The organism is Rhodobacter capsulatus, from assembly GCF_052363175.1.
Lineage (GTDB): Bacteria > Pseudomonadota > Alphaproteobacteria > Rhodobacterales > Rhodobacteraceae > Rhodobacter > Rhodobacter capsulatus_D.
The window spans coordinates 1358214-1384427 of the sequence record NZ_CP198946.1 but is presented as its reverse complement, the minus strand read 5'-3'; the positions used below and the strand labels follow the sequence as shown (position 1 = coordinate 1384427).

The 26214-nt window shown below is 66.9% G+C and carries 22 protein-coding genes and 3 pseudogenes; 7 read left to right on the top strand and 18 right to left on the bottom strand.

Annotation, left to right across the window (positions count from 1 at the left end):
- Positions 1–14 precede the first annotated feature (14 nt).
- Entirely contained in the window at positions 15–1199 is a 1185-nt protein-coding gene (locus ACTTAI_RS07680) for an NnrS family protein (RefSeq protein WP_444455196.1), read from the bottom strand.
- Between the two features lie 268 nt (positions 1200–1467).
- Between ACTTAI_RS07680 and ACTTAI_RS07675 the strand changes: the two genes are divergently transcribed.
- Complete coding sequence (locus ACTTAI_RS07675) at positions 1468–1728, top strand: hypothetical protein (protein WP_444455195.1); 261 nt, start codon at positions 1468–1470, stop codon at positions 1726–1728.
- Between the two features lie 212 nt (positions 1729–1940).
- Here ACTTAI_RS07675 and ACTTAI_RS07670 read toward each other — a convergent pair whose 3' ends face one another.
- The 6 genes and pseudogenes from ACTTAI_RS07670 to ACTTAI_RS07645 form a co-directional block, all read right to left on the bottom strand.
- Complete coding sequence (locus ACTTAI_RS07670) at positions 1941–2570, bottom strand: HAD family hydrolase (RefSeq protein ID WP_444455194.1); 630 nt, start codon at positions 2568–2570, stop codon at positions 1941–1943.
- Positions 2570–4199, bottom strand: a pseudogene (locus tag ACTTAI_RS07665) (FGGY-family carbohydrate kinase). The gene ACTTAI_RS07670 and the pseudogene ACTTAI_RS07665 overlap by 1 nt, the downstream one beginning before the upstream one ends.
- A 27-nt stretch (positions 4200–4226) precedes the next feature.
- The gene (locus tag ACTTAI_RS07660) at positions 4227–4955 is read right to left on the bottom strand and encodes an SDR family oxidoreductase (protein ID WP_444455193.1); all 729 of its coding nucleotides are present in this window, start codon (positions 4953–4955) and stop codon (positions 4227–4229) included.
- A gap of 15 nt (positions 4956–4970) precedes the next feature.
- Entirely contained in the window at positions 4971–6215 is a 1245-nt protein-coding gene (locus ACTTAI_RS07655) for a sugar ABC transporter permease (RefSeq protein WP_444455708.1), read from the bottom strand.
- Positions 6216–6217: 2 nt separating this feature from the next.
- On the bottom strand, positions 6218–7021 hold the full coding sequence (locus tag ACTTAI_RS07650) for an ATP-binding cassette domain-containing protein (protein WP_444455192.1): 804 nt from the start codon (positions 7019–7021) through the stop codon (positions 6218–6220).
- A 62-nt stretch (positions 7022–7083) separates the two neighbouring features.
- On the bottom strand, positions 7084–8130 hold the full coding sequence (locus ACTTAI_RS07645; RefSeq protein ID WP_444455191.1) for an ABC transporter substrate-binding protein: 1047 nt from the start codon (positions 8128–8130) through the stop codon (positions 7084–7086).
- Between the two features lie 239 nt (positions 8131–8369).
- Here ACTTAI_RS07645 and ACTTAI_RS07640 point away from each other — a divergent pair, with 239 nt between their 5' ends.
- A complete protein-coding gene (locus tag ACTTAI_RS07640) occupies positions 8370–9404 on the top strand; it encodes a substrate-binding domain-containing protein (RefSeq protein WP_444455190.1) in 1035 nt (344 codons plus the stop codon).
- A gap of 95 nt (positions 9405–9499) precedes the next feature.
- Here ACTTAI_RS07640 and ACTTAI_RS07635 read toward each other — a convergent pair whose 3' ends face one another.
- From ACTTAI_RS07635 to ACTTAI_RS07610, 6 genes and pseudogenes are all read right to left on the bottom strand, one after another.
- On the bottom strand, positions 9500–11296 hold the full coding sequence (locus tag ACTTAI_RS07635; RefSeq protein ID WP_444455189.1) for a peptidoglycan D,D-transpeptidase FtsI family protein: 1797 nt from the start codon (positions 11294–11296) through the stop codon (positions 9500–9502).
- Entirely contained in the window at positions 11293–11691 is a 399-nt protein-coding gene (gene ftsL, locus ACTTAI_RS07630) for a cell division protein FtsL (RefSeq protein WP_444455188.1), read from the bottom strand. Before ftsL ends, ACTTAI_RS07635 begins: the two co-directional genes overlap by 4 nt.
- Positions 11688–12716, bottom strand: coding sequence for a 16S rRNA (cytosine(1402)-N(4))-methyltransferase RsmH (gene rsmH / locus ACTTAI_RS07625; RefSeq protein ID WP_444455187.1), 1029 nt, complete (start codon positions 12714–12716; stop codon positions 11688–11690). Before rsmH ends, ftsL begins: the two co-directional genes overlap by 4 nt.
- A 42-nt stretch (positions 12717–12758) precedes the next feature.
- Positions 12759–13103 (bottom strand): division/cell wall cluster transcriptional repressor MraZ, encoded by a 345-nt coding sequence (locus tag ACTTAI_RS07620; protein WP_444455186.1) that lies wholly within the window; start codon positions 13101–13103, stop codon positions 12759–12761.
- A 13-nt stretch (positions 13104–13116) separates the two neighbouring features.
- Positions 13117–13188 (bottom strand): annotated as a pseudogene (locus ACTTAI_RS07615) (division/cell wall cluster transcriptional repressor MraZ); the annotation flags it as partial.
- A gap of 775 nt (positions 13189–13963) precedes the next feature.
- A pseudogene (locus ACTTAI_RS07610) lies at positions 13964–15030 on the bottom strand (Mrp/NBP35 family ATP-binding protein).
- 303 nt (positions 15031–15333) lie between these two features.
- On the opposite strand from ACTTAI_RS07610, the gene ACTTAI_RS07605 reads away from it, so the two are divergent.
- Positions 15334–15537, top strand: coding sequence for a DUF1127 domain-containing protein (locus ACTTAI_RS07605; protein WP_444455185.1), 204 nt, complete (start codon positions 15334–15336; stop codon positions 15535–15537).
- A gap of 420 nt (positions 15538–15957) precedes the next feature.
- Positions 15958–16758, top strand: coding sequence for a 23S rRNA (adenine(2030)-N(6))-methyltransferase RlmJ (locus ACTTAI_RS07600; protein ID WP_444455184.1), 801 nt, complete (start codon positions 15958–15960; stop codon positions 16756–16758).
- A gap of 59 nt (positions 16759–16817) precedes the next feature.
- Here the strand turns inward: ACTTAI_RS07600 and ACTTAI_RS07595 are convergent, their stop codons facing one another.
- The 3 genes from ACTTAI_RS07595 to ftsY all read right to left on the bottom strand — a co-directional run bounded on the left by ACTTAI_RS07595 (position 16818) and on the right by ftsY (position 19452).
- On the bottom strand, positions 16818–17066 hold the full coding sequence (locus tag ACTTAI_RS07595; protein ID WP_444455183.1) for a hypothetical protein: 249 nt from the start codon (positions 17064–17066) through the stop codon (positions 16818–16820).
- Positions 17067–17214: 148 nt separating this feature from the next.
- Positions 17215–17829 carry an inner membrane-spanning protein YciB gene (locus ACTTAI_RS07590; RefSeq protein WP_444455182.1) on the bottom strand — a complete coding sequence of 205 codons (615 nt, stop codon included), beginning with the start codon at positions 17827–17829 and terminating at the stop codon, positions 17215–17217.
- 270 nt (positions 17830–18099) lie between these two features.
- Entirely contained in the window at positions 18100–19452 is a 1353-nt protein-coding gene (gene ftsY / locus ACTTAI_RS07585; protein ID WP_444455181.1) for a signal recognition particle-docking protein FtsY, read from the bottom strand.
- A gap of 367 nt (positions 19453–19819) precedes the next feature.
- Here ftsY and ACTTAI_RS07580 point away from each other — a divergent pair, with 367 nt between their 5' ends.
- Positions 19820–21151, top strand: a complete 1332-nt coding sequence (locus ACTTAI_RS07580; RefSeq protein WP_444455180.1) for an alkane 1-monooxygenase — start codon at positions 19820–19822, stop codon at positions 21149–21151.
- 71 nt (positions 21152–21222) lie between these two features.
- Positions 21223–21633, top strand: coding sequence for a hypothetical protein (locus tag ACTTAI_RS07575; RefSeq protein WP_444455179.1), 411 nt, complete (start codon positions 21223–21225; stop codon positions 21631–21633).
- Positions 21634–21743: 110 nt separating this feature from the next.
- On the opposite strand, the gene xseA is transcribed toward ACTTAI_RS07575, so the two are convergent.
- Positions 21744–23225, bottom strand: coding sequence for an exodeoxyribonuclease VII large subunit (gene xseA / locus ACTTAI_RS07570; RefSeq protein ID WP_444455178.1), 1482 nt, complete (start codon positions 23223–23225; stop codon positions 21744–21746).
- Positions 23226–23310: 85 nt separating this feature from the next.
- Here xseA and purD point away from each other — a divergent pair, with 85 nt between their 5' ends.
- Positions 23311–24573 carry a phosphoribosylamine--glycine ligase gene (gene purD / locus ACTTAI_RS07565; RefSeq protein ID WP_444455177.1) on the top strand — a complete coding sequence of 421 codons (1263 nt, stop codon included), beginning with the start codon at positions 23311–23313 and terminating at the stop codon, positions 24571–24573.
- Between the two features lie 178 nt (positions 24574–24751).
- On the opposite strand, the gene ACTTAI_RS07560 is transcribed toward purD, so the two are convergent.
- Positions 24752–26131, bottom strand: coding sequence for an L-serine ammonia-lyase (locus ACTTAI_RS07560; RefSeq protein WP_444455176.1), 1380 nt, complete (start codon positions 26129–26131; stop codon positions 24752–24754).
- Positions 26132–26214 lie beyond the last annotated feature (83 nt).

Genomic DNA, 26214 nt, shown 5'->3' with positions numbered 1-26214 from the left:
AAATCCCGCGCCGATCAAGGGGTTTTGCGCGGCCCCCAAAAGGCGGGCGCGTAGCTGAGGGCGAAAAGCGCGAAGGCAAGGCACCAGAGCGCGGCGGCGGCAAGGGTGCCGGGGCCATAGGCCTCGGCGAAGCTGGCGGCGCTCCAGCGCGCAAGGGCCGCAAACGGCAGCAGCGCATAGGCGAGCGCAACGGGGCGCGGCGCGACAAGCGGGCGGCCGGTCTGGGCCAGCGTCGCGCGGCTCATCACGGCCAGGATCATGCCGCCGACGCCTGCAATCGCGCTGACATGCAGCGCGCCGATTTCCTCGCCCCAGCCAAAGGCCGCCGCCCCCTGCAAAAGCGCACCGATCCCGGTGCCAAGCATCGCCAGATGCAGTGCGGCAAGGAGCGGGTTCTGCGCCACGGTCCGGCTGCGCCAGAAGGCCATCCGCAGCAGCTGCGTCGCCCCCAGCGCCAGCTGCGCGGCTCCGGTCAGCGTGTCGGAGAGCGCAAGACTGGCCGAGATCGCCGCCAGACAGGCCGCCGCGGTGGCGCCCCGATCCAGAACCGCGAATGTGCGCGGCAGCGCCGCGGCCCCGACACCCGCGCGGGTCAGCGCGTTACGGGTGAATTGCGGGGTGATCTTGCCGCCAAGCGCCACGATCAGCGCGACCAGCGCCGCAAGCCCGCCGCGCAGCCCCGCCGTGGCATCGCCGCCCGGCAGATCAAGCCATTCGAGCAGCACCCGCCCCTCGGACAGGGTCATCAGCGCCAGCAGCGCCAGATACAGCCCCTCCTGCGATGCGGGACGGCGGATCAGCTGCCGCGCCATCCGCTCGGTCAAAAGCACAAGGAAGGCCAGAACCAGACCCGCGGCCAAGAGCGGCGGCACCCAGCCCCAAAGCAGCACCGCACCACGGCCCGCAAGCCAAAGCCCCGCCATCGCCGCAATGAAAACCCGCCCGGCGACGGGCTTTCCGGTCCAGTTCGGCGCGGCGGTCAGAAAGAACCCCGCCGTCGCCGCCATGCCGAAACCGAAGATCAGCTCATGCGCGTGCCAATGGCTCGGCGCGAGCGCAGTCGGCAGATCGAACCCGACGCCGAACTGATTTTGCCACAGCCACCAGAGCCAGAGCGCCATCGCCCCCAGTGCCCAAAGCGCGGCCAACAGGAAGAAGGCGCGGAAAGATTCGGAGAACAGACGGGCAAGGGCGGTCATCGGCAGTCCATCGCAGGGTCGGTTGCGGTGGTGCGGCCCGGCGCGGGGGCTGTCAAGGGCGAGGATGCGCCAATTGGCCCGCCCCGGATCGATCCGCCAGGGCTTGCCCCGCGGCCCCCGCCTTGTCAGGAAGAGAAAACCCTGCCGGAGACCCCGATGTCGCGACCGCTGTCCCTGACGATTGCCGCCCCGATTGCCACGCTGTTCGGCCTTGTCACGATCTTTTCGGGCGGGCGGGTGCTTTTGGCGGCGCCGACATGGGGCAGTGGTGCCCTTCGTGCTGTGGTTCAATTTCGGCGCGGGCTTCGCCTATGTCGCCGCCGGTCTCGGGCTGTGGCGCGGTGCGGGCTGGGCACGCTGGCTGGCGTTTGCCCTTGCCGTCTCGACCGGGATCGTCTTTGCCGCTCTGCTTGCGCATGTGCTCGAGGGCGGCGCCTATGAGCCGCGCACGCTGGCGGCGATGATGCTGCGTCTCAGCCTCTGGTCGGCCATCGCGACGCTTGCCCTGCGCACCGCGCCTTGGCGCTGAAAGACGGGGTCCGCCCCAAGGCGTAAGCCTGTGGCATACCCTTTGGTTTATGCGCCTCACCCGAAGGCCGCTTCCGAGGGCTCCGACACCACCGCAGAAATGGTGATCCAGGTGAACGCTCTTCATGATCTCATCACGACCGATTTCGCGTTGTCAGCAAACAGTCTTCCTGCGGCTGCGTGACGGCGGGTCAGGAACGCCGCGTGGCGCGGTCAGACCTTGGACAAAAGCACCTGCAAATCCGCGAAGGGTGCCCAATCGCCCTTTTCGCCCTCAAACCAGGGCATCATGTAGGTCGCAATCCCGGCCGCCTGCGCCGCCGCAAGACCGGCGCTGCTGTCCTCGATCACCGCCGCCGCCGTTGCAAGCACGCCAAGCCGCGAAAGTGCCAGCAGATAGGGGTCGGGATGCGGCTTGCCGCGCGCGACATCATTGCGGCTGACCGTGACGACCGAGCCGGGGGCAAGACCGAGCCGGGTCAGGTTCGCCTGCAAGATCCCCTCGGGCGAGTTCGAGACGATCGCTTGATCCAGCCCCGCCGCCTCGGCCCGCGCCCAAAGATCGGTGGCGAGCGCGAAGGGCTGCACCTCCTCGATCCGCGCGAGATAGGCGGCGAAGCGACGCTCCGACCAGGTGGCGAAATCGGCCTGCAAGCCGTGGTCAGACACGAGGATCGCATGGATCGCATCCTCGCTCTTGCCGATCAGCCCGTCGTGGAAATCCTCGGGCAGGGCCAGCCCGCAGGACCGCGCCGCATCGACGAAGGAGCGGCGATGCACCGGCTCGCTGTCGACCAGCGTGCCGTCCATGTCCCACAGAAGCGCGCGAAGGGGCAAGCTCATCATGCCTCCCGCAGCGCGGCGTCGCGGGCAAGCGCCTGAAACTTCTCGAAAAGCGCGAAACGGGCGTCGTGATAGGCGCGCGTTTCCTCGCCGCCCGGCGCATAGCGCCGCGCGATGCGCGACATCTGCGCCATCGCGGTCGCCACATCCGGCGCCGCCCCCCCGGCCACCGCGCCAAGGATTGCCGAGCCAAGCAGAACCGGCTCTTCGGTCTGCGGCGCGGCCACCGTCACGCCGGTCGCATCGGCGAGGATCTGGCGCACCAGATCCGACCGCCCTGCCCCGCCGCTGATCACGATCGTCGAGACCGAAGCCCCACGTTTCGCCTGCACCTCGATGATCTGGCGCAGCCCGTAGCCGAGCCCGCAGATCCCCGCGATGTAAAGCGCGACCAGATTGTCGATGTCATCCTCCATGCCGAGCCCCGCGATGATCGCGCGGGTATAGGGGTCGGCATGCGGCGCGCGGTTGCCCAGAAATTCGGGGACGACATGCAACCCGTCGGCCAGACGGGCCGCGTCACCTCCCGCCCCCACCAAGGCCTCGGCGCGCGCGCTGAGCCAGGCGGGGAGGGAAAGCCCGGCACGGGAAGCCGCGGTCGAGGCCTCGGCGGAGGCGGGATGGAACCGCAGAAGCTGATCGATCGCAGCCCCGGCGGCAGACTGACCGCCTTCGTTGAGCCAGGCCCCCCGGCACCATCGCCGAGTAATAGGGGCCCCAGACGCCCGGAACGAAGACGGGTTCTTCGGTCGTGGTCATGGTGCAGGAAGAGGTGCCGAAGACATAGGCGAGGTTTGCCACAGCCCCCCCCTCGCCCGCGGCGCCGACGGTGCCGACGCCGCCCGCATGGGCATCGATCAGCCCGGCAGCGACGGGGGGTGCCGGGCAGAAGGCCCAAGTCTCGCGCAGCGGCCTCGGTCAGACCGGCGCCAAGGGCGGTGCCGGGCATCACGACCTCGGTGCCGATGCGGGCAAAGCCTTCGTCGGCCAGTTCCGAAAGCCCGATCTGGCGGAAATAGCTTTCGTCCCAGCGGCTTTCGTGGCCCATATAGGTCCATTTGCAGGTGACGGTGCAGATCGAGCGCGCCCCCGAGCCCGTCGCCTTCCAGGTCAGGAAGTCGGTCAGGTCAAAGAAATGCCCAGCGGCGTCGAAGTCGGCACGGCGGTGTTCCTTGAGCCACAAAAGCTTCGGCGTCTCCATCTCGGGCGAGATCCGGCCGCCGACGTAATCCAGCACCCGGTGTTTCGTCGCGTTGATCCGCTCGGTCTGCGCGGTGGCGCGGTGATCCATCCAGACGATCACGTTGCGCGCGGGATCGTTCGAGGGCCGACCGGCAGCGGCCGACCCTCCGGGTCCAGCACCACCAGCGAACAGGTGGCGTCAAAGCCGATCCCGGCGATATCCGACGCCGAAAGCCCCGCCGCCTTCAGCGCGCCCTGCACCGAACGGCCGACTGCCGCCCAGATCTCGTCGCTCGATTGCTCGACGACCGAGCCTTCCTCGCGGAAGAGCGTGATCGGGTGGTGATCGGTGCCAAGCAACTGCCCGGTCAGGTCAAAGACCCCGGCGCGGGCAGAGCCGGTGCCGACATCGACACCAATGAGATGGCGGGCGTTAGGTGCGGACATGGGAAATCCTCCGGGCTGGCCGTGGGGTCAGAGATCGACGCTGTTGGGCAACAGCACGAGGTCGCGCACGACGACGCCGCGGTTGCGGCTGAGCATGAAGAGCACCGCCTCGGCGACTTCGCGCGCCTGCATCAGCGAGCCATTGGCCAGGGCTTCCTCCATCTTCGCCTTCGGCCAGTCGTCCAGAAGCGCCGTCACCACCGGGCCGGGCAGCACCGCGCCCATGCGGATGCCATGCGGCGCCACTTGGCGGCGGGTGGCATGCAGGAAGGCCTGCACCGCGAATTTCGAGGCGGTGTAGACGGGTTCCCAGACCACCGGCACCACCCCCGCGACGGAGGAGGTGAAGATGATGTCGCCGGTCTTGCGCGCGATCATGTGCGGCAGCACCGCGTTCACCGTGCGGAAGGCGGCGTTGATGTTCAGATTGAGCACCTTGTCCCAGACATCCGGGTTGCCCTCGGCGGCGGGGCCACCGACATAGGCGCCCGCATTGGCGTGGAAGATGTCGAGATCGCCGACCAGATCACGGATCGCGGGCAGCATCCCCGAGACCGCCTTGCCGTCAAACAGATCAAGGGACAGCGGATGGGCGCCGGGTCCGATCTCGGCGCAGGCTGCGGCCAGTTTCGTCTCGTCGCGGTCGATCAGCACGACCTGCGCGCCTTCCTCGACCAGAATTTTCGCGCAAGCGAGGCCGATGCCCGAGGCGGCGCCGGTGATGGCGGCGGTTTTGCCCTGCATGAGGTTTGTCATTCTATCCTCCGGTTGTCAGGCGCGGCCGTGGCTGGCGCGCGATTGCCGTGCGAGCGAGTCGATGATCACGGCGATGGCCAGAACCGCCCCGGTGATCATGTAACGCAGCGACGAGCTGAGATTGAGAAGGGTGAGGCCGTTCGAGATCGACTGGATCACGAGCACGCCGAGAAGGGCTGCCCAGGCCGAGCCGCGACCGCCAAAGAGCGATGTGCCCCCGATCACGGCTGCGGCGATGGCATTCAGGTTCACGTCCCCCGTCCCCGCCTGCTGGCTGGCCGTGGCCAGACGCGCGGCCGAGAAGACGCCACCAAGGGCTGCGAGCGAGGAGCCAAGCATGAAGGCGGTCAGGCGGATGCGTTTCACCTTGATGCCCGAGCGCCGCGCCGCCTCGATATTGCCGCCGACGGCGAACATCGACCGGCCCCATTTCGTGCGGGTCAGCGCATATTGCATCGCCGCGACGCAGAGCACGAAGACGACGAACATGAAGGGCACACCGCGGCCAAGGTTCAGATAGGCGACGGCGCCTTCAAGCAGAACGGTCACGGCGCCCGCCTTGACCAGCACGACACTGGCGCTGGTGTAGGAGAGGTTTGCCGCCGCCCGTGCCTTCATCTGCCGAAAGCCGAACCACAGGATGCCAAGTCCGGGCACCAGCGCCAGCGCGTAAGAAGCCCAGTCCGGCATGATCAGGATTTGTCCGAAGCGGACAAGGAACGAGGCGTAAGGCAGGTTGATCGAGCCGGTCGGCCCGAGGATGTAAAGCTGCATCCCCAGAAGCGCGAGCAGCCCCGACAGGGTGGAGACGAAGCTCGGCATGGTGAAGCGGTTCAGAAGCGTCGCATAGGCCGCCCCCATCACCGCCCCGGCCGTCAGCGCGGCGAGAAGCGCCAGCGGCAGCGGCAGGCCCATGTTCACCCAAAGAACGCCGACCAAAGCCGAGGCAAGGCCGCTCATCGAGCCGACCGAAAGGTCGATCTCGCCCAGAAGCAGCACCATCACGATGCCAAGCGAGATGAACCCCACCGCGGCAGCATCGAACAGCAGGTTGACGAGGTTGTTGGGCAGCAGGAAGACCGGATTGAGCGCGGTGAAAACGAGCGAGATCAGGATCAGCCCCACCACCACCGGCAGGATGCCCAGATCGCCCGAGCGGATGCGGTCGACAAAGGCGCGCGCGGCGCCGGAAAGCCCGGTATCGGCCCGCACCCGCGCATCGGCGCGGTCATAGGCGGGTTTCGGAGTGTCGGGTTTCATGCTCATTGCTGGGCCCTTGTTCTTTCGATGGCATCACGGCGGGCGGCGACATTGTCATCGGCGCCCATGATCGCCGCCACGATCTGCTCGCGCGTGGCGTCCTTCGGGAAGGTGCCGTTGTTGCGACCGAGCCGCAGCACCGCGATGCGGTCGGACACGGCGCGGACATTGTCCATGTTGTGCGAAATCAGGATCACGCCATAGCCGCGGTCGCGCAGGCGTTCGATCAGGTTCAAGACCTCGGCGGTCTGCGCCACGCCCAAAGCCGCTGTCGGCTCGTCGAGCATGACGATCTTCGGCTCCGAGAGCAGCGAGCGGGCGATGGCCACGGTCTGGCGCTGCCCGCCCGAAAGCGAGGCGATGGGTTCGCGCACGGACGGGATCCGGGCGGCAAGCTCTCCCAGAAGCTGCCAGGCGCGGACCTCCATCTGCACTTCGTCCAGCGCCCAGGGCGAAAGTTCCTGCCCGAGGAACAGGTTCGCCACCACATCGAGGTTTTCGCACAGCGACAGATCCTGAAACACCGTCGAGATGCCCAACGTCAGCGCTGCCGAGGGGCTGTCGATGCTGACCGGCCGCCCCATGAATTCGATCGTGCCCGAGGTGGGCTGGAACACGCCCGCAAGGATCTTGATCAGCGTGCTTTTCCCCGCGCCGTTGTCGCCGACCAGCGCCACCACCTCGCCCGCATGGACGTCCAGGTCGATGTCGCTCAGCGCCGAAACCGCGCCGAAGGTCTTGGTAATCCCGCGCAGGCGCAAGATCGGCTCGCGGCCTGCCGCAAGCGTTGCGTCTTTCACAGCCATCAGGCTCTCTCCTCCCCCTTGGCGGCGCAGGCAGTTGCCCGCCTGCGCCAGTCCTTCACAGCTTACTCGATCCCGAGCGCCTTGCAGCCCTCGGCATATTCGCCGGTGCAGATCTCGGCGGCAGTCTGAATGCCCTTGTCGAAGATCTCGGCCTTGATGTTTTCCTTGGTCACGACGGCCGGAACGAAAAGTTCCGAGGGCGTGTCGTAAAGCGTGGTTTTCGGCGCGGGCGTTTCGCCCTTGAGGAAGGTCACGGTCACGTTCGCCGCCGCTTCGGCCACGATTTCCGAGGGTTTCGAGATCGTGTTGTATTGATCGCCCGCGATGATCAGCTGCAGCGCCGCGATGGTGGCGTCGTTGCCGGTGACCGGCGGGATCGGATCGACGCCCGCGGCCTTGAGCGCGGCAATCGCGCCGCCGCCGGTGCCGTCGTTCGCCGCGACGATGCCCTTGATCTGATCGCCAAAGCGGGTGATCTGCCCGGCGGTCCATTCCTGCGCTTTCGGCGGCGCCCAATCCGGCGTGTCGAATTCCGAAAGCTTCGTATAGGCGGATTCTTCCAGCGCGCGGTGGATACCGTCCCGGATCAGACCGGCGGCCGCATCGGTCGGCGAGCCGTTGATCTCAAGCACCCCCGCGCCATCCGGCACACCCGAGGCCTTCATGTGATCGACAAGCGATTTCGCGATCGCATAGCCGATGCCTTCGTTGTCGAAGGAGACGTAGTAATCGGCCGGTTTCGCCGGGATCGGGCGGTCATAGGCGATGACCTTGACGCCTTGCGACTGCGCGATCTCGACCAGGTTCGCCGCGGCGGCGCTGTCGACCGGATCGAGCACGATCACCTTGGCGCCTTGCGCGATCACCGAGTTGAACTGCTGCTGTTGCAGCGCCACATCGGCATTGGCGTTCTGATAGATCACCGTGCACTCGGCGCAGAGCTTGTCCATGGCCGCCTTGAAGCCCGGGAAATCGTGCTGTTCGTAGCGGGTCGAGGCCTGGTCGGGCATCAGGAACGCCACGGTGGCGGCTTCCTGCGCACTTGCGGCAGCACCGAAGAAAGCTGCAACGAGAACCGAAGCCCCCGCCAGCGAAATCGTCTTGTTCATCCTGGTCTCCTCCTCTGGATGATCTGCAAAGCCCGGCTCGGTCTTGGCCCCGGTCCCGCCGCCGACCGCCCGGACCTGACAGCCCGTCGCGGCACATGCCGACGCGACCCGGATGCGCCTCCTCCTCGCCTCCGCCCCGCTTGCTTCATCGGTTGCGCAAGCTTGCTCAATCGATGAAGCAGAATTGCATCCGGTTTCGATTCACGTCAAGATGCAAGATGACAGCAAAACGGGAAACCATGACCGACACCTCCGGCCCCGGCCGCAAGCGCCCCACGATCTATGACCTGGCCACGCTTGCTGGAACCTCTCCCAGTGCGGTCAGCGCCGTTCTGAACGGGTCGTGGAAGAAGCGCCGCATCAGTGAAAAACTGGCCGAGCGGATCACCGCGCTCGCGGGGGAACAGGGCTATGCGGTGAACATTCAAGCCTCGGTGCTGCGGCGGGAACGCTCGAACATCGTCGGCATGATCGTTCCGAAATATGACAACCGCTATTTCGGCGCGATGGCCGAGCGATTCGAGGCGGTGGCGCGCGCGCATGGGCTGTTCCCGGTGATGACTTGCACGCAGCGCGACCCGGAGCTGGAATTCGAGGCGGCCCGGGCGCTGCTGTCCTATCAGGTCGAGTGTCTGGTCGCGAACGGGGCGACCGACCCGGACCGGATCGCCGACCTTTGCGCCGCGGCGGGGGTGCGGGTGCTCAACCTCGACCTGCCGGGGTCAAAGGCCGCTTCGGTCACCTCGGACAACTTTGCCGGGGCGCAGACGCTGACGCATCTCATTCTCGACCGCTGCCGCGACGATCTGGGCTACCCGGGCCCCCTGCTCTTCATCGGCGGCCGGGCCTCCGATCACAACACCGCCGAGCGGATCCGGGGCTTTCGCACCGCCCATGCCGAGCGCGGCATCGCGCTGCCAGAAACCCATATCCTTGCCTGCGGCTATTCCCCCGACAAGACCGAGCGGGCGCTCGACGATCTGCCGATCGCGCTGCCGCCGGGGCTGTTCGTGAACTCGACGATCACCCTCGAAGGGGTGGTGGGCTGGCTCAACCGCTCGGTCCCCGATCACGCCGGGCGGATGCGCTACGGCTGCTTCGACTATGACAGCTTCGCCGCGCAACTGCCCGACAATGTTGGCATGATCGAGCAGGACGTGGACGGGATGATCGCCAAGGTCTTCGAGCTGATCGAGGGCGGGATCGACACGAGAGACCACTTCCGGGTGCCCTGCATCCTGCGCACGCCCGCGCCCCTGCCCCCCCGCAGCTGAGCGCCCAAACAAACGGGCCGGATCTTCCGATCCGACCCGCTGCTTTTATCTTGCCCGAAATATCCCGGGGTGCGGGGCAGCGCCCCGCTCCGCCCTCAGTGGCTTTTCTCGGCCTTGACCAGCTGGATGCCGTCCAGCACCTCCGGCACGCTGTCGGCCGGGCGCAGGCCCAGGATCGGCGCGATGCGGCGGATCACCTCGGCCGCGACCGGAACGGCCGTCCAGCCCGCGGTGCGCCGCGTTTCGTTCGCCGCAAAGGACGAGGGCTCGTCAAGGCTCAGCACCAGAATGTATTTCGGATCCGAGGCCGGGAAGGCCGAGGCGAAGGTGGCGATCACCTTGTTGTCGTAATAGCCGCCACCCGGTTTCACCTTGTCGGCGGTCCCGGTCTTGCCCGCGACCTCGTAACCCGGCACATCGGCGAAGGAGGCCGTGCCGCGTGTCACCACCGCCCGCATCATCGCAAGCGAGGTTTTGGCGGCCTCGGTGCTCATCACCTGCGGGCCCTTTTCATGTGTCGCCGAATGCACCAGCGTCGGCTTGACCTTGGTGCCGCCATTCGCGATCGTCGCATAGGCCGCCGCCAGATGCAGCGGCGAGGCCGCCAGACCATGGCCATAGCCCACCGTCATCGAGGTGATTTCCGACCATTTCGCCGGCACGATCGGACGGCCCGAATTCGCCTCGGACAGTTCAACCGGCGTCGGCGCCATGAAGCCGAGGCTTTCGAGGAACGCCTTCTGCCGCTGCCCGCCGATCAGAAGCGCAATCCGCGCCGTGCCGACGTTCGAGCTTTCGACAACGATATCGGTGATCGAGAGCGCGGGCCCGTAATTGTGGAAATCGCGGATGCGGAATCGGCCCCAGACCATCGGTGACTTTGTGTCGAGCATGGTCGTCGGACTGACCAGCCCCAGTTCCAGCGCTTGCGCCACGGCAAAGATCTTGAAGGTCGAGCCAAGCTCGTAGACCCCCTGCACCGCGCGGTTGAAGAGCGGGCTGTCGCTCGCATCCCCCTTGGCCAGCGGCGCCGGGCGGTCGTTCGGGTCGAAATCGGGCAGCGAGGCCATTGCGAGGATCTCGCCCGTATGGGCCTCCATCACCACCGCGGTCGCGCCCTTGGCATTCATCAGCTTCATGCCGCCCGCAAGGATCTCCTCGACCGCCTGCTGCACCGTCAGATCGATGGAAAGCTTCAGCGGCGCGCCGTTGTTCGCCGGATCGCGCAGCCAGCCGTCAAAGGCCTTCTCGACGCCCGCGGTGCCGACGATCTCGGCACTGTCAACGCCCTCGTTGCCGAAGCGTGCGCCGCCCAGCACATGCGCGGCCAGCCGCCCGTTCGGGTAAAGCCGCATCTCGCGCGGGCCGAACAGCAACCCCGGTTCGCCGATGTCATGCACCGCCTGCAGCTGCTCGGGCGAGATCTTCTTCTTGATCCAGACGAATTTGCGCGGGCCGGTGAAATCGGCGGCAAGGCGTTTCGCGTCGAGATCGGGGAAGATCTTCGCCAGTTTCTTCGCCGTGCCGACCGGGTCGACCATCATCGGCGGCTGCGCGTAAAGCGCATGGGTCACCAGGTTCGTCGCCAGAACCCGGCCCTCGCGGTCGATGATGTCGGCGCGCTGCGCCATGATCACCGGGGCGGTGTCCGCGCGCTGCGGCTCCTCGGGGGTCGAGGCCGCGAGCGTCCCCATCCGCACGCCGACGGCGCCAAAGCAGACACAGAAGATGCCGATCACCAGACCGATGCGCCAGGCCACCCGCGCCCGGGCCGCTTCCCGCCCCGCCTCGCCGCGCGCGCGGATATTGTCGCGCTCGATCAGGTCGGGGTTTTCGCCGCGCGCGGGCGTCAGGATGCGGGCAAGCGGTCGCAGCGGGGTGCGTTGGCTCATTGAGCTTCCTCCTCGACAACTTGCGAGCTGTCGTCATCAGTCGGCGGGGCAGAAACTTCGACGGCTTGTGCGACGGCCTGATCGATCGCGCTCGGATCGGCGCCTTCCGGCACCGGATAGGCCACCATCGCGGCGGTGCCGAATTGATCGGGCGTCATCGGCAGAAGACCGAGCGAGACAAAATTCAAGTTCACAAGTTCGCGCAGCCGCTCGGGGCGGTTCAGATAGGCCCATTCGGCGCGCAGAACGCTCAGGCCTTCCTGCAGATCGGCGATCTCGGAATTCAGGGCGCGCAGCTCTTCTTCGCGGTCCTGGGTCGCGTAGTTGACGTGATAGGCCCAGAAGGCAAGACCCAGAACACAAAGCGAAACAAGGATATACGAGATGGTCTTCATCTGGGGCGGCCCCGGCTGCGGTCGGTTTCGAAAAGGGGAGCCGGCAGGCCAAGGCTATGACGATCAGCTCTACCGGCAGGGGATTCGGTGCGTGTACCGATACGCAGGATAGCAGATCGTGCCCGCGGGTTCTCTGCAAGCTCGATTTCGTCCGGTCCGACCCCCTTTCGGGTCACAAGATCGAAGGCCGCCGCCTCGGCCGCGGTCTCGGGCGCATAGCGCGAGCCCCCCGGCGCCCGGCCCGAGCGCGCCTGAAAGAAGCGCTTCACCACCCGGTCTTCGAGCGAATGAAAGGTGACCACGGCCAGCTTGCCGCCGGGCTTCAGCGCGCGTTCGGCGGCTTCGAGCCCCTCGATCAGCTGGCCGAATTCATCGTTCACCGCGATGCGCAGCGCCTGAAAGCTGCGGGTCGCCGGGTGGCTCTGCCCCGGCTTCGGCCGCGGCAGGCAGCGCTCGACCGTGGCCACCAGCTGCTTCGTGCTTTCATAAGGCGCGGTCTTGCGGGCCTCGACGATGGCGCGGGCAATCCGGCGCGAGGCGCGTTCCTCGCCGTAGTGATACAGAATGTCGGCCAGCGCGCCCTCGTCGGCCTCGTTCACCAGATCGGCGGCCGACGGCCCGGATTGCGACATCCGCATGTCGAGCGGCCCATCGCGCAGGAAGGAAAAGCCGCGCTCGGCCTGATCGAGCTGCATCGAGGAGACGCCAAGATCGAGCACCACCCCGTCGAGCCCCTCGGGCGCGATCTCTTCGGCCACGGCATCCAGGTTCGAGAAGGTGTTTTCGACCAGCACCAGCCGGTCGCCATACTCGCCCCGCCACGGCGCCGCCATCTCGAAGGCGAGCGGGTCGCGATCGATGCCGATCACCCGCGCGGCGCCCGCAGCCAGCAGGCCCTTCGAATAGCCCCCCGCCCCGAAGGTGCCGTCAAGCCATGTCCCCAAGACAGGCGCGACCGCCTGAAGGAGCGGTCGCAGAAGAACGGGAATGTGGGGGGCCTCGGGTGTCTGCATCTCAGCCCCCATTGAGCAGGCTGAGCGGGTCGAAATCGTCGCCCATCTCGGCCATCAGTTTCTCGAGCCGCGCCTGATCGACAGCGGCGAAAGTCTCGGGTTCCAGATCTCGAAGGTCTCGCCCATGCCGGCGAAATAGGCGTCGCCGGTCAGCTGGAAGCGCTCGCGCAGGTTGGCGGGCAGGACCAGACGGCCATCGGGATCAATCTCGGTCGGATGCGCCTTGTTCAGCACGAGGCGTTGCAGGACGGACCGGCCGGGGTCGTTGTAGGGGCGCGCGTTGATCGCGGCGGCCAGCTTCTGGAAGCCCGCAAAGGAATGCACCTGCAGCATCTTCTGCGTGTCGGCGCCGTAAACGATGACCAGACGGGGCGTTTGGTGACGGCGGCCTCGGGTCACCCTCTTCGAGTTCACGACGAAACAGCGCGGGGATCGACACGCGACCCTTGCTGTCCACCTTGAAGGTGTATTCGCCGATGAACATTCCCGCCAAGGCGGCAACTCCTGTGCCCTTCCCCGCGGTGGTTTTTATGGAAAACGGCGGACCGAGCTGCTGCCACTGCTCGATCCGCCGCCCTCGTCCCATTCCTGGGCTGTCCGGTCTGCGCGCGCCACCTGGGGGATGTCTGCTCGCTCGCGCGCCGGATCTCTCTTTCGTGAAGCGGGTGCCTGTATGAAACTCTCGGTCTTTGCGCCGTTGAGGTCTTGATGCCTCTTGCCCGTCTTCCGTGAGACAGTGATGCCATGGTCCCGGGTGGGATTTCAAGGGAAATTTTGGGAAACGATGGAATTCGCGCCCTGCATGTTGTTAAGAAACAGATGCAAACTCAAGAGCTTGTGGATAACTTTTGCGACAAAAGCGAAGCCTTGGGGGATTTGATCCAGATCAACCACAACATCTAGACGTGGCATCCGAAAAGACTTGGTTTCCCGTCCGGTGGGGCAAATTCCCAGCAAAGCCCCTCATCCGCGCCGAACCCGGCACCGAGGCCCGGAAAATCGCCCCGATCACGCCAAAACACGGACGAGTGATTCGGGCAGAGGCGCCAATACGCCCCTTCCGCCCATGAATTCCCACCCCGCGCCCACCGGTGGAAGACAATCCCAGCCAAAACGAAAGGGCAGCCCGCAGACTGCCCCCTCCTTTATCTTGCTCTAAATATCTCGGGGTCGCCCATTGGTGCGCCATTGGTTCGAGAACCAATGGACGACGGGGCAGAGCCCCCCGGCGGGTCGCCTCGGGCCCGCCCGAGGCGAACTCACACCACCCCAACCTCGATCAGCTTCGCCGCGATCGCCGCATAGGCCTCGGCCGCCGCGCCCTCGCCCAGCGCCACCGGGCGGCCCGCATCCCCGGCCTCGCGCACCTCAAGCGCCAGCGGCAGCGCACCGAGGAACGGCAGACCGAGCCGCGCCGCCTCGGTCTCGACCCCCCCCCATGACCGAAAAGATGCGCCTCATGCCCGCAGTTCGGACAGACATAGGTCGACATGTTCTCGATCAGCCCCAGAACCGGCATCTTCAGCTTGGCAAACATGTCGAGCGCCTTCTTCGCGTCCAAAAGCGCAATGTCCTGCGGCGTCGAGACGATCACCGCGCCATCGAGCACCGTCTTCTGGCACAGGCTCAGCTGAATATCCCCGGTGCCGGGCGGCAGATCGATCACCAGCACGTCGAGCGGGCCGAAATGATCCCATTTCACCTGACCCAGCATCTGCTGCAGCGCCCCCATCAGCATCGGGCCGCGCCAGATCACCGCCTCGTCCTCGCGCAGCATCAGCCCAAGCGACATCAGCACCACCCCATGCGCGCGCACGGGCAGGATCGTCTGCCCGTCGGGCGAGGCGGGCTTTTCCGTGGCGCCCATCATCCGCGGTTGGCTCGGCCCGTAAAGATCGGCATCGAGCAGCCCCACCCGCTTGCCCGCCCGCGCCAGCGCGACGGCGAGGTTCGAGGCGACGGTGGATTTGCCCACGCCCCCCTTGCCCGAGCCCACCGCAATCACATGCGCAACGCCCGGCACCGGCAGCGGCCCGTCCTGCGGCTTGGCGTGCCCGCCGATCTTCACCCCGCCGCCCGGCGCCTTCGACGGCCCGGCCGGAATCACCACCGACAGGCTTTTCACCCCGTCCAGCGCCCGCACCGCCCCTTCCAGCACCGGCCGCATCGCCAGAAGCTCCGCCTCGGGAGCGCCTTCCAGAACAAAGCGCACCACCCCCGACTCGACCGCCAGCGCATGCACCAGATTGCGCCCGATCGCATCCCCGCCCCCCGGCAGAGCGGTCTTGCGCAGCGCCTCCAGCACCGATTCCTTCGTAAGCGTCATGGGTCTCTCCTGTCGATTTGGCGGGGACTGTGGCGCATTTGCCGCGGGCTGCAAGGGGGCGCACCCCTCTCATGCAAGATTTGCACGATATTTGCGCAGCCAAATATGGAATTAATCCAGTTTGCAGGCGAAATCAGGTCAGAATCAGTTATGCATTTTCTGCAAGGCCGCATTGCCCCCGCCGCCCATTGTGCAGGCGCAGCAATCGGGCCATGTTAGCCCCAACAGCGACGGTGCACCACGGCGACAACCGATCGGTCCCCAGCTAAACTCCGAGACGACACGAACGAAAGTAGACGACCGATGGCACTGGTCAGCGACATCCGGACGACCGATAGCGGTTTTTCCAGTCTTGTGGCTTCGATCCGCGAGGCTCTGGCCCGCCGCAAGGTCTATCGCCAGACGCTGGCTGAACTGCGCTCGCTGTCGAACCGGGAACTGAGCGACCTTGGCATGCACCGCTCGATGCTGACGCGCATCGCGCTGGAAGCGGCCTACGGCAAGTAAGACTAGACTTCCGGAGACCCTCTCCTCCTCCCTGGGTCTCGGAGATCGGCGGCATCCTCTCTCCTCCTCCCTGAGGATGCCGCCACCCTCATACCGGCCCCATCTGCCGGACCAAGGATCAAGCCCCTCTCCTCCTCCCTGGGGCTTCGATAGAAGGCGGCGGCCTCGTCCTCCTCCCAGAGGCCGCCGTTCCTTCGACCAGATCCCGACCGCCCTCTCCTCCTCCCTGGGCGGCGGTGTGGTGCTGCCCATCCTCCTCCCGGGTGGCACCGGAACATCCGAGGCCCTCTCCTCCTCCCTGGGCCGAGGTTCATGCGGCGGCGCTCTCTCCTCCTCCCTGAGCGCCGCCGTTTTCTTTTGCGCAAACGGCGCTTGCGCCGCGGCCCCGCACGGGTCAGGAAGGCGCAAAGGGAGGCTTCAATGCTGTCTTATCAACATGCCTATCACGCCGGAAATCTGGCCGATGTGCACAAGCATGCGCTGATGGCGGCGCTGCTCGACTACATGACGCGCAAGGACAAGCCGCTCTCGTATATGGAGACGCATTCCGGGCGCGGGCTTTATGCGCTCGATGGCGCCGAGGCGGCGAAAACCGGCGAGGCGGCCGCGGGCATCACCCGGGCCGAGGCCGAGCGCTGGTTTGCCCCCGATCACCCCTACAGCCGGGCGCTTTCCGCGGTGCGCAAGGCGCATGGCCGCGCGGCCTATCCGGGCTCGCCGATGCTGGCGGCAACGCTGTTGCGGCCGGTCGACTCGATCCAGCTGTGCGAGCTGCACCCGCAGGAATTCGCCGCGCTGAAGGCGGCGATGGCGCCCCATGGCGGGATCTTCCATCAGAAGGACGGGCTGCAGATGGCGCTGGCGATGTGCCCGCCGACACCGCGGCGGGGCGTCCTGCTGATCGATCCTTCATGGGAGGTGAAGTCGGATTACGACAGCGTGCCGACGGTTCTGGCTCAGGTGGCGCGGAAGTGGAACGTGGGCGTGATCGCGCTCTGGTATCCGATCCTCGCGGCGCATGTGCCGGTGGCGGCGGCGCAGCGGTCGATGGTGCGCGGGCTTGTCGCCGCCCATCCCGAGGCGCTGCTGTCGGAAGTGAAATTCCCCCCCCCCGCGCGCGAGGGGCATGGGATGATCGGCTCGGGCATGTTCGTGCTCAACCCGCCCTGGGGTCTTGCCGAGGAAGCCGCGCAGATCGAACGCCGGTTTGCGAATCTATGAAACATGACTTCGCCCCCGGCTTGCGCCGAGGCGATCGGAGGACGGGATCTGACGGCGGCTCAGTAGCGGCGCATCATCCCGGCGACCAGCACCCAGGCGATGCAGACCGGCCAGACCGCAAGCGGCGCAAAGCCCATGGTGAAAAGCGAGCCGACGAGCGCGACAAGGATCAGCGCGACCCCACCCCGGACCGAGGTGTAAAGCAGCCCCACCGGGCCGAACAGCACCACCAAGAGCAGCGCAAGCGGTTCGTGGTGGAAGCCCACATCGGAGCTGTCTTCGCGGGCATTCAGTTCAACTGCGGACATGTCGGACTCCTGTTGCCGATGACCATTCTGCGCGGCCTCGGGCAGCAGGCGATGCCCCCGATCCGTGATGGCCAGAGGCTCGCGCCGAAAAGTGGCGCGATTGCGGCAATCCGCCGACAAGCTAAAGTTGCAGATATTTCACCGGGGCTCAGGCCTCGGGCTTGTCGCTGTCTTCGGGGGCAAAGCGGGTGAAGAGCGGGCTTTGCGCGGCAAAGAAGCCCATGAGCAGCACGGTCAGCCCGAAGGTCTTGAAATTGACCCAGGTCACATCCGAGAAATTGCGCCAGATCACCTCGTTCGCGACGGCCAGGAACAGGAAGAACCCGACCAGGCGTTTCGTCAGGATCGCCCAGCCCTCGGGCCGCATCGGGATCGCGCCATCCATCACCAACTGCAGCCAGGGCTTGCCGCGCAGCAGGCCAAAGCCCAGAAGCCCGGCAAACAGCAGATAGATCAGCGTCGGCTTCATCTTGAAGAAGCGCGGATCGTTGAACCAGACCGAGAGCCCGCCAAAGACGGTGACAAGGATCAGCGTCGCCACCTGCATCGGCGCCAGATGGCCCGAGAGCCGCCACAGCACCGCCATCGACAGCATCAGCACCGGCACGAAGACGGCGGTGGCCAGAACGAAGCCGCCATAGGTCTCGCCGCCAAAACTCACCGGATGGTCGCGCAGCAGGAAGAAGGCGGCAAAGAAAACGACAAGCGGCCCGAAATCAAGCGCGAGTTTCAGACCCTGCGGTATCGGTTTGCGTTCTGCCATCTCTCCCCCTCCGCGGCTTCCCGCGCTCCGGGCGCCTCTCCCATCGGGCGACCCGTGCCCGTTAGATAGGCAAGCCCGCGCGCAAGGACAGGGCTTTTCGTCGCGAGCGCGCATTCCTGACGGGATTGTGTCCTTCGCGCCGCAACCCACCCCGCTTTTCCTTGGGCAAAACGCCGGAGGGTTTGCGCGCCAGCGCAAAGCGGGGGGCAGCGCCCCCCGAAGCGCCGGGCGAGCGGCGGGCCTGCCCGCCCGAGGCGGGCGCAACCGCCCTCAGGCCTGTTCCAGCCCCACCAGCGCCGCGGCAAATTCCTCGGGATCGAAGGGCGACAGATCGTCGATCTGCTCGCCCACCCCGATCGCATGGATCGGCAGGCCGAACTTGTCAGCCAAGGCCACCAGCACGCCGCCCTTCGCCGTGCCGTCGAGCTTCGTCATCACGAGCCCCGACACGTCGGAAATCTTGCGGAACACCTCGACCTGCAACAGCGCGTTCTGCCCGGTCGTCGCATCGAGCACCAGAAGCGTGTTATGCGGCGCAGACTCGTCGATCTTGCGGATCACCCGCACGATCTTCGCCAGCTCCTCCATCAGGTCGGTGCGGTTCTGCAGCCGCCCGGCGGTGTCAATCATCAAGAGATCCACCCCCTCGGCCTTCGCCCGCGTCAGCGCGTCAAAGGCGAGCGAGGCGGGATCGGCCCCCTCGGGCGCAGTCATCACCGGCACGCCCGCCCGGTCGCCCCAGACCTTCAGCTGCTCGACCGCCGCGGCGCGGAACGTGTCGCCCGCGGCGATGATCACCGACTTGCCCGCGGCGCGGAACTGCGACGCCAGCTTGCCGATCGTCGTCGTCTTGCCCGAGCCGTTCACCCCCACCACCAGCACCACCTGCGGGCGGCGCGCATAGATCGGCATCGGCCGCGCCACCGGCTCCATGATCCGCGCCACTTCGGCGGCCAGCAGATCCTTCAACTCGTCGACCGACAGCTTGCGCCCCATCCGCCCCTCGGCGAGGTTCGCCGTCACCCGCAGGGCGGTGTCGACCCCCATGTCGGCGGCGATCAGCAATTCCTCGATACTTTCGAGCATCGCATCATCAAGCACCCTGCGCGGCACGTCGGCCCGGCTGACCAGACGGCCAAGCAGCCCCTGCCGCGCAGGCGCGGGCGCCGCCACCGGTTCCGGCACGGGTTCGGGCTCTTCGGGTTCCGGTTCGGGCTCAGGCTCAGGTTCGGGCGCAGCGCCCCCCCGGCCCAGCAGGCGGCCGAAGAAGCCGCGCTTCTCAGGCTCAGGCTCGGGTTCATATTCCGGCTCCGGTTGAGGTTCAGGCTCGGCTTCTGCTTCCGGCTCACTCTCGACCTCAGGCTCCGGCTCCACCTCGGGCTCAAGCGCGGCGACAGGCTCCGCTTCGGCCTCCGGCACTGGCTCGACCGCGGGCTCCGCGTCGACTTCAGGCTCGGGCTCGGCCACAGGCTCGGGCGCAGCCACGACCTCCGGTTCGGGCAGTGCCTCGACTTCGGGCTCGGGCGTGGTGTCCGGGGCCTCGGCGATGATCGCATCGAGCCCCTCCTCGAGTTTCGAGGACGAGCGGGTGAGCCGGGACTTCAGCTTGTTGAAGAACGACATCGGAGCCTCCGTTTTGCAAACCCCTAGCGGATCGAGGGGAAAGAGGGAAGGGAGAAGCCCGGACCGGGGGCCAAGGGCACGGCAGGACGCAGAGAAGAAAGGCCCGACTCGGGCCCTTTGCAACACCGCGGCGCCGCCTCGGGACGCGGGCGGATTTCCGCATCCCGGGCTGGCCCGGCAAAGACGACGCATCGCCACAGCAGCCCGGTTTGCGGAAAAATCGCCCAAATCTGCCGATTTCCCCCGCAACTGCGGCTGCCGTGGGCGGAAAACGACCTTGCGGCAAGTCGTCGCCCTGCGGATTTCCCAAAGCTGGCTACAGTGCGCGCTCAAGTCGGAGCCATCTCATGCCGGAGTAAACCGCATCATGACTGAAAAGCCCGCTGAACTGTCCTTCGCGAAATTCATGGTCGCCCTGCGCAAACTGCGCAAGATCGGCCGCGAAACCCCCGAAGTCGACACTTTCGCTCTCTTCGCCTTTGCCCCCGTGCCGCTGATCTTCCTTGGTGCGCTGTTCGGAGGCCTCTTCTCCTGGCTCGCTGTCGCCTGGATCACGGTCGGCATCTTCGTCGTCGACCGCCGCGCGCCGAAGCCCGCGCCCGATGCCCCCGAGGGCTCGGCATTCCCCGCCGCCGACAAGCTGTCGTCGGCGCTCGCGATCACCCATTTCGTGCTTTTGCCGATCGTCGTCGCCTCGCTCGCGGGCTATGCGGGCATCTCGACGATGGGGACGCTTGGCCTGATGATCGCCGCCGCGCTCTGGTTCGGGCAGATCTCGAATGCGAACGCGCATGAGCTGATCCACCGCGCCGACCGGAAATTGTTCAATCTGGGCAAGTGGGTCTACATCTCGCTGCTCTATGGCCACCATGTCTCGGCACACCGGCTGGTGCACCATGTCTCGGTCGCGACGCCCGCCGATCCGGCCACGGCGACGCTGGGCGAAAGCTACTGGAACTATGCCTCGCGCACGTGGTCAGAGTCGTTCAAGGCGGGCTACGCCAAGGAACAGGCGATCATCGACGCGCGGGTGAAGGCCAATCCGGGCAAGCCGACGCTCAAGGAGCGGCTCAACCGCATCAACCCCTATGCCACCTATGTTCTGGGTGGGGTGTGGTTCGTGATCGGCGCCGGGCTTCTGTTCGGCTCGGCCGGGTTTGCCAGCTTCCTGTTCCTCTGCGCGCTGACGCAGGCGCAGCTGATGCTGTCGGATTACGTCCAGCATTATGGCCTTGTGCGAAAAGAAACCGCACCGGGCGAATATGAACCGGTGACGGCCGCGCACAGCTGGGATGCGATCGAGACCGGCTCGGCGCTGATGATGCTGAACGCGCCGCGCCACTCCGATCACCACGCCCATCCGACGCGCCCCTATCCGGCGCTGCAACTGGGCGATCTGAAGGAACAGGGTCGTCCGATCCTGCCCTACAGCCTGCCGGTGATGGCGATGCTGGCGCTGGTGCCCTCGCAATTCGCGCGGCTGATGGACCATCGCGTTCTGGCCGTGCGCAAGGGCGAAAGCGTCTACAGCGAGCCGAAACCGAAGCTCGCCCCGGCCCCCGCCGCGGCGGAACCGGCCGAGGGCGAAACGCCGCTCGTCCTGACCGACGCCGAACCGGCCGAGGCCCCGCAAGTGAGCGTGGCCCCCGCAGCTCCGGCCGCCCCCGCTGCGGCGGAACCGGAAAAGGCCGACGCCTGAGAAACTTTCACGCAGGCGTGGCTTTCCACGCCCGTGCACATACGGCAAGCTGGGCGCAAAGGGAGACCCCGATGCGCCCAGTTTTCATTTCACTCGCCCTTGCCCTCGCCCCCCTTGGCGCGCTGGCCGAGGACATCGGCCCCCCGCTCACGGCAGAGCAATTCGACGCGCAGACGCTCGGCAAGACCATCACCTATTCCGCGGGCGGCGTGACCTACGGGATCGAAGAATACCGCCCCGGTCACAAGGTCGTCTGGGCCTTCGCCGAGGGCGATTGCGAGGAAGGCGACTGGTTCCAGAAGGGCGAGCAGATCTGCTTCGACTACCACAGCGCCGATGTCGGGCTGCAATGCTGGACCTTCCACATGCAGGGCAACGCGCTGGTCGCCTGGTTCGAAGGCAAGAAGGACAGCTCGCCCCTCGTCTCGCTCGACACCAGCACCGCACCGCTGAACTGCCCCGGGCCGGAGGTCGGGGTCTGACACGCCGCGCCCGGTCCTGCGGTCAGAAAGGGCGTATTTGAGCCAGGAAAAGCGATGGGCTTTTTCTTGGCTCAAATACGCTCTTTGCGCGGGTTGCCCGTGAAACCCCCTCAGAACAGCGAGCCCTGATCGGGCGGGGCCTTGGCAGGTTTGCGGGTTTTTGCGGCCGGTTTCTGGACCGGTTTCGGGGCCACCTGCGGCGGGGGCGGCGGCGCGTCGGAGGGGAGGACGCGCAGACGACCATCCTGAAACTCGATTTCGAGGGGCGCGCAGGTCGCGGCGGTGGCGGCGGTGGTCAGCACCTGATCGGCCGGGCCGCGCACCACCGCATAGCCGCGCCGCAGGGTCTCCTGATAGCCGAGCGTCTGCAGCATCGCGGTGAGCCGCGCGAAGCGGTCCTGCGCCCGGGTCAGCCGGGTCTTCTGCGCGCGCTCTAACCGGTCGGAGAGCGACGCCAGCCGGTCGCGCTCGACCCGCAGATAGGTCTGCAACAGCCGCGGCGAGATCCGGGCCTCGAGCGGGGCAAAGGCCGCACGCTTGCGCACGACAACCATGCGCAGCGCGGGCAGAAGCCGGTCGGCGACCAGATCGAAGCGCTGGCGGCGCGGCCGGGTGATCGCCTCGGGGCGGCCAAGCGCGCGGGACAGATCGGCCAGGCGCTGCGCCCGGGTGCTGAGGCGCAGTTGCGTCGCCCGGGCGATGCGGGCCTGCATCTCGGCAAGCCGGATCGCCAGCTCCGCCCGCACCGGCACCGCCATTTCCGCCGCTGCCGTGGGGGTGGGCGCGCGGCGATCGGCGGCAAAGTCGATCAGCGTCGTGTCGGTTTCGTGCCCCACGGCGGAAATCAGCGGGATCTTGCTTTCGGCGGCCGCCCGCACGACCACTTCCTCGTTGAAGCCCCAGAGGTCTTCGAGCGAGCCGCCACCGCGCGCGACGATGATCAGATCGGGCCGCGGCACCTTGCCCCCGGGCGCAAGCGCGTTGAAACCACGGATCGCCGCCGCCACCTCGGGCGCGCAGGCCTGCCCCTGCACCGCCACCGGCCAGATCAGCACCCGGCGCGGAAAGCGGTCACGCAGCCGGTGCAGGATGTCCCGGATGACCGCACCCGAAGGCGAGGTGACGACCCCGATCACCGCGGGCAGATAGGGCAGCGGTTTCTTGCGGGCGGGATCGAAGAGCCCCTCGGCCGTCAGCGCCTTGCGCCGGGCTTCGAGCATCGCCATCAGCGCCCCCGCCCCCGCGGGTTCGACATCATCGACGATCAGCTGATATTTCGACTGCCCCGGAAAGGTGGTCAGCTTGCCGGTGGCGATGACCTCCATCCCCTCCTCGGGGCGGATCTGCATCCGGGCCACCTGCCCCTTCCAGCTGACGGCGGCGATGACGGCATTCTGGTCCTTGAGGTCGAAGTAAAGATGCCCCGAGCCGGGACGGCTGACCCGCCCGACCTCGCCGCGCACGCGTACACGGGTGAACTCGCCCTCGATCACCCGTTTCACCGCGCCCGAGATTTCCGAGACGGTGAATTCGGGCGTGTTGCCGGAGGGGCCGTTTTTCGAAGCCTCGGGGCCGTCGTCCAGGATGTCCATGTTGCCTTGCCTGATGTGTCGCGAAACTTTAGAAGGCGCGAAAGCCAAGGCCAAGGGCCATTGCGGCCGCAAACGGGGGAACCGCATGAACATTCTCATTCTGGGCAGCGGCGGGCGTGAACATGCGCTGGCCTGGGCGGTGAAGCAGAACCCGAAATGCGACCGGCTGATCGTCGCGCCGGGCAATGCGGGCATCGCGCTGCTGGCCGAGGTCGCGGCGATCGATCCCTGCGATGCGGCGGCAGTTCTGGCCTGTGTCGAGGAAAACGCCGTGGATTTCGTCATCATCGGCCCCGAGGCGCCCTTGGCCGCGGGCGTGGCCGATGCGCTGCGGGCGGCAGGCGTGCTGACCTTTGGTCCCTCGGCCGCGGCGGCGCAGCTTGAGGCCTCGAAGAGCTTCACGAAAGAAATCTGCGACGCCTGCGGCGCGCCGACGGCGGCCTGGGCGCGGTTCAACGATCTCGATGCCGCGCTGGCCTATGTGCGGGCTCAAGGCGCGCCGATCGTGGTCAAGGCCGATGGTCTGGCCGCGGGCAAGGGCGTGATCGTGGCGATGACCCTCGACGAAGCCGAGGTCGGTCTGCGCGAGATCTTCGGCGGTGCTTTCGGCGCGGCCGGGGCCGAGGTGGTGATCGAAGAGTTCATGGCGGGCGAGGAAGCGAGTTTCTTCATCCTCTCGGACGGGGTGAACGTGCTGCCCGTCGGCACGGCGCAGGACCACAAGCGCGTGGGCGATGGCGACACCGGCCCGAACACCGGCGGCATGGGCGCCTATTCCCCGGCGCCGGTGCTGAGTGCCGCGATCCAGGAGCAGGTGCTGGCCGAGATCGTCCGCCCGACGGTGGCCGAGATGGCCCGCCGCGGCATGCCATTTCAGGGCGTGCTTTACGCCGGTCTGATGATCGAGAACGGCCGGGCGCGGCTCGTCGAATACAACGTCCGCTTCGGCGATCCGGAATGTCAGGTGCTGATGCTGCGACTTGGCGGTCAGGCGCTCGATCTGCTGCAGGCCTGCGCCGAGGGGCGGCTTGATCAGATCACCGCGCAATGGGCCGAGGATTGCGCGCTGACCGTGGTGCTGGCCGCGCAGGGCTATCCGGGCGCCTATGTGAAAGGCGGCGAGATCAAGGGCCTCGACACCCTGCCCGAGACCGCGTCGCAGATGGTCTTCCATGCCGGAACGACGGCGAAGGACGGCAAGATCACCGCCACCGGCGGGCGCGTCCTGAACGTCACCGCCCGCGCCGCGACCCTCGCCGAGGCGCAGAAGCGCGCCTATGAGATGGTCGATGCGATCGACTGGCCCGAGGGCTTCTGCCGCCGCGACATCGGCTGGCGCGCGCTCTGACCCTGCGCGCGCGGGGGCGCTGCCCCCGCACCCCCGGGATATTTCAGGCAAGATAAAGCAGGTCGTTTCCTTTTATCTTGCCGCAAATATCTCGGGGGAGCCCGCTTGCGGGCGGGGGCAGAGCCCCCGAAGCGCCCGACGCGCGGCGGGCTTGCCCGCCCAAGGAGGGCGCAGCCCCTCAGCAGTTCGGCACGTTCACAGCAAGACCGCCAAGGCTCGTTTCCTTGTAATGCTCGTGCATGTCGCGCCCGGTCTGCCGCATCGTCTCGATCGCGGCATCGAGCGGCACGAAATGCGTGCCATCGCCGCGCAAGGCCAAGCTTGCCGCCGAAATCGCCTTGATCGCCCCAAGGCCGTTCCGTTCGATGCAGGGCACCTGCACCAGCCCCTTCACCGGGTCGCAGGTCATGCCAAGGTGATGTTCGAGCGCAATCTCGGCCGCGTTCTCGATCTGCTCGGGCGTGCCGCCCAGCACCGCCGCCAAGCCCGCCGCCGCCATTGCCGCGGCCGAGCCGACCTCGGCCTGACAGCCGCATTCGGCACCGGAAATCGAGGCATTCGTCTTGATGATCCCGCCAATCGCCGCGGCGGTCAGCAGAAAATCCCCGACCCGGCTGCCTGATGCCCCGGGCACGTGATCCAACCAGTAGCGGATCACCGCGGGCACAACCCCAGCCGCGCCATTCGTCGGCGCTGTCACCACCTGCCCCCCGGCCGCGTTTTCCTCGTTCACCGCCATCGCGTAGCAGGAAATCCAGTCGTTGATCGTATGCGGCGCCACCATGTTCAGCCCGCGTTCGGCCTCGAGCGCCAGATGGATCGCCTTCGCGCGGCGCTTCACCTTGAGCCCCCCCGGCAGCACGCCATCGGTCACAAGCCCGCGCGTCAGGCAATCGTTCATCACCTGCCAGACCCGGGCCAGACCCGCCTCGATCTCCTCTTCGGACCGATAGCGCCGCTCGTTGCGGCGTTTCATCTGCGCGATCGTCAGCCCGGCCGCATGCGCCATCGAGAGCATCTCGTCCGCCGTGCGGAACGGATAGGGCACCGGCGAGGGCGCCGCGAGCGCCTTGTCATCGACGGCCGCATGTTCCGCCTCGGTCAGAACGAAGCCGCCGCCGATCGAATAGAAGGTCTCGCGCAGGATCACGTCGCCCTCGGCGTCGCGGGCCTCGATCACCATGCCATTCGCATGGCCGGGCAGCGGATGGCCGTAATCGAAGATCAGATCGTGATCGGGGTCGAATTGCAGCGGCGCCAGACCCGGCGGCGTCAGCATGTGCGTCTCGCGGTTGGCGGCCAACGCCGCCTCGGCCTTCTCGGCCTCGTAGCTCTCGGGCAGGAACCCGGCGAGGCCAAGGATCGTCGCGCGGTCGGTCGCATGGCCCTTGCCGGTGAAGGCGAGCGAGCCGTAGAGCCGCACCCGCAGATGGCGCGGATGAAAGGGCGAGGCGCGGAGCATGTCGAGAAACCGCCCGCCAGCCACCATCGGCCCCATCGTATGCGACGAGGACGGGCCGACGCCCACCTTGAAGATGTCGAAAACGCTCAGAAACATGGCGCACTCCCTTTGATGCCATGCTGCCCCGGGCGCAGGCGAAACAACAGCGCGAAAGCGACATTTCCGCGCACGCAAGCGGT

Excerpts from the sequence above, each read along its gene's own strand:
- ACTTAI_RS07680 (WP_444455196.1), bottom strand. The coding sequence starts at position 1,199 with ATGACCGCCCTTGCCCGTCTGTTCTCCGAATCTTTCCGCGCCTTCTTC.
- ACTTAI_RS07670 (WP_444455194.1), bottom strand. The coding sequence starts at position 2,570 with ATGAGCTTGCCCCTTCGCGCGCTTCTGTGGGACATGGACGGCACGCTG.
- ACTTAI_RS07660 (WP_444455193.1), bottom strand. The coding sequence starts at position 4,955 with ATGACAAACCTCATGCAGGGCAAAACCGCCGCCATCACCGGCGCCGCC.
- ACTTAI_RS07655 (WP_444455708.1), bottom strand. The coding sequence starts at position 6,215 with ATGAAACCCGACACTCCGAAACCCGCCTATGACCGCGCCGATGCGCGG.
- ACTTAI_RS07650 (WP_444455192.1), bottom strand. The coding sequence starts at position 7,021 with ATGGCTGTGAAAGACGCAACGCTTGCGGCAGGCCGCGAGCCGATCTTG.
- ACTTAI_RS07645 (WP_444455191.1), bottom strand. The coding sequence starts at position 8,130 with ATGAACAAGACGATTTCGCTGGCGGGGGCTTCGGTTCTCGTTGCAGCT.
- ACTTAI_RS07640 (WP_444455190.1), top strand. The coding sequence starts at position 8,370 with ATGACCGACACCTCCGGCCCCGGCCGCAAGCGCCCCACGATCTATGAC.
- ACTTAI_RS07635 (WP_444455189.1), bottom strand. The coding sequence starts at position 11,296 with ATGAGCCAACGCACCCCGCTGCGACCGCTTGCCCGCATCCTGACGCCC.
- ftsL (WP_444455188.1), bottom strand. The coding sequence starts at position 11,691 with ATGAAGACCATCTCGTATATCCTTGTTTCGCTTTGTGTTCTGGGTCTT.
- rsmH (WP_444455187.1), bottom strand. The coding sequence starts at position 12,716 with ATGGGGGCTGAGATGCAGACACCCGAGGCCCCCCACATTCCCGTTCTT.
- ACTTAI_RS07605 (WP_444455185.1), top strand. The coding sequence starts at position 15,334 with ATGGCACTGGTCAGCGACATCCGGACGACCGATAGCGGTTTTTCCAGT.
- ACTTAI_RS07600 (WP_444455184.1), top strand. The coding sequence starts at position 15,958 with ATGCTGTCTTATCAACATGCCTATCACGCCGGAAATCTGGCCGATGTG.
- ACTTAI_RS07595 (WP_444455183.1), bottom strand. The coding sequence starts at position 17,066 with ATGTCCGCAGTTGAACTGAATGCCCGCGAAGACAGCTCCGATGTGGGC.
- ACTTAI_RS07590 (WP_444455182.1), bottom strand. The coding sequence starts at position 17,829 with ATGGCAGAACGCAAACCGATACCGCAGGGTCTGAAACTCGCGCTTGAT.
- ftsY (WP_444455181.1), bottom strand. The coding sequence starts at position 19,452 with ATGTCGTTCTTCAACAAGCTGAAGTCCCGGCTCACCCGCTCGTCCTCG.
- ACTTAI_RS07580 (WP_444455180.1), top strand. The coding sequence starts at position 19,820 with ATGACTGAAAAGCCCGCTGAACTGTCCTTCGCGAAATTCATGGTCGCC.
- ACTTAI_RS07575 (WP_444455179.1), top strand. The coding sequence starts at position 21,223 with ATGCGCCCAGTTTTCATTTCACTCGCCCTTGCCCTCGCCCCCCTTGGC.
- xseA (WP_444455178.1), bottom strand. The coding sequence starts at position 23,225 with ATGGACATCCTGGACGACGGCCCCGAGGCTTCGAAAAACGGCCCCTCC.
- purD (WP_444455177.1), top strand. The coding sequence starts at position 23,311 with ATGAACATTCTCATTCTGGGCAGCGGCGGGCGTGAACATGCGCTGGCC.
- ACTTAI_RS07560 (WP_444455176.1), bottom strand. The coding sequence starts at position 26,131 with ATGTTTCTGAGCGTTTTCGACATCTTCAAGGTGGGCGTCGGCCCGTCC.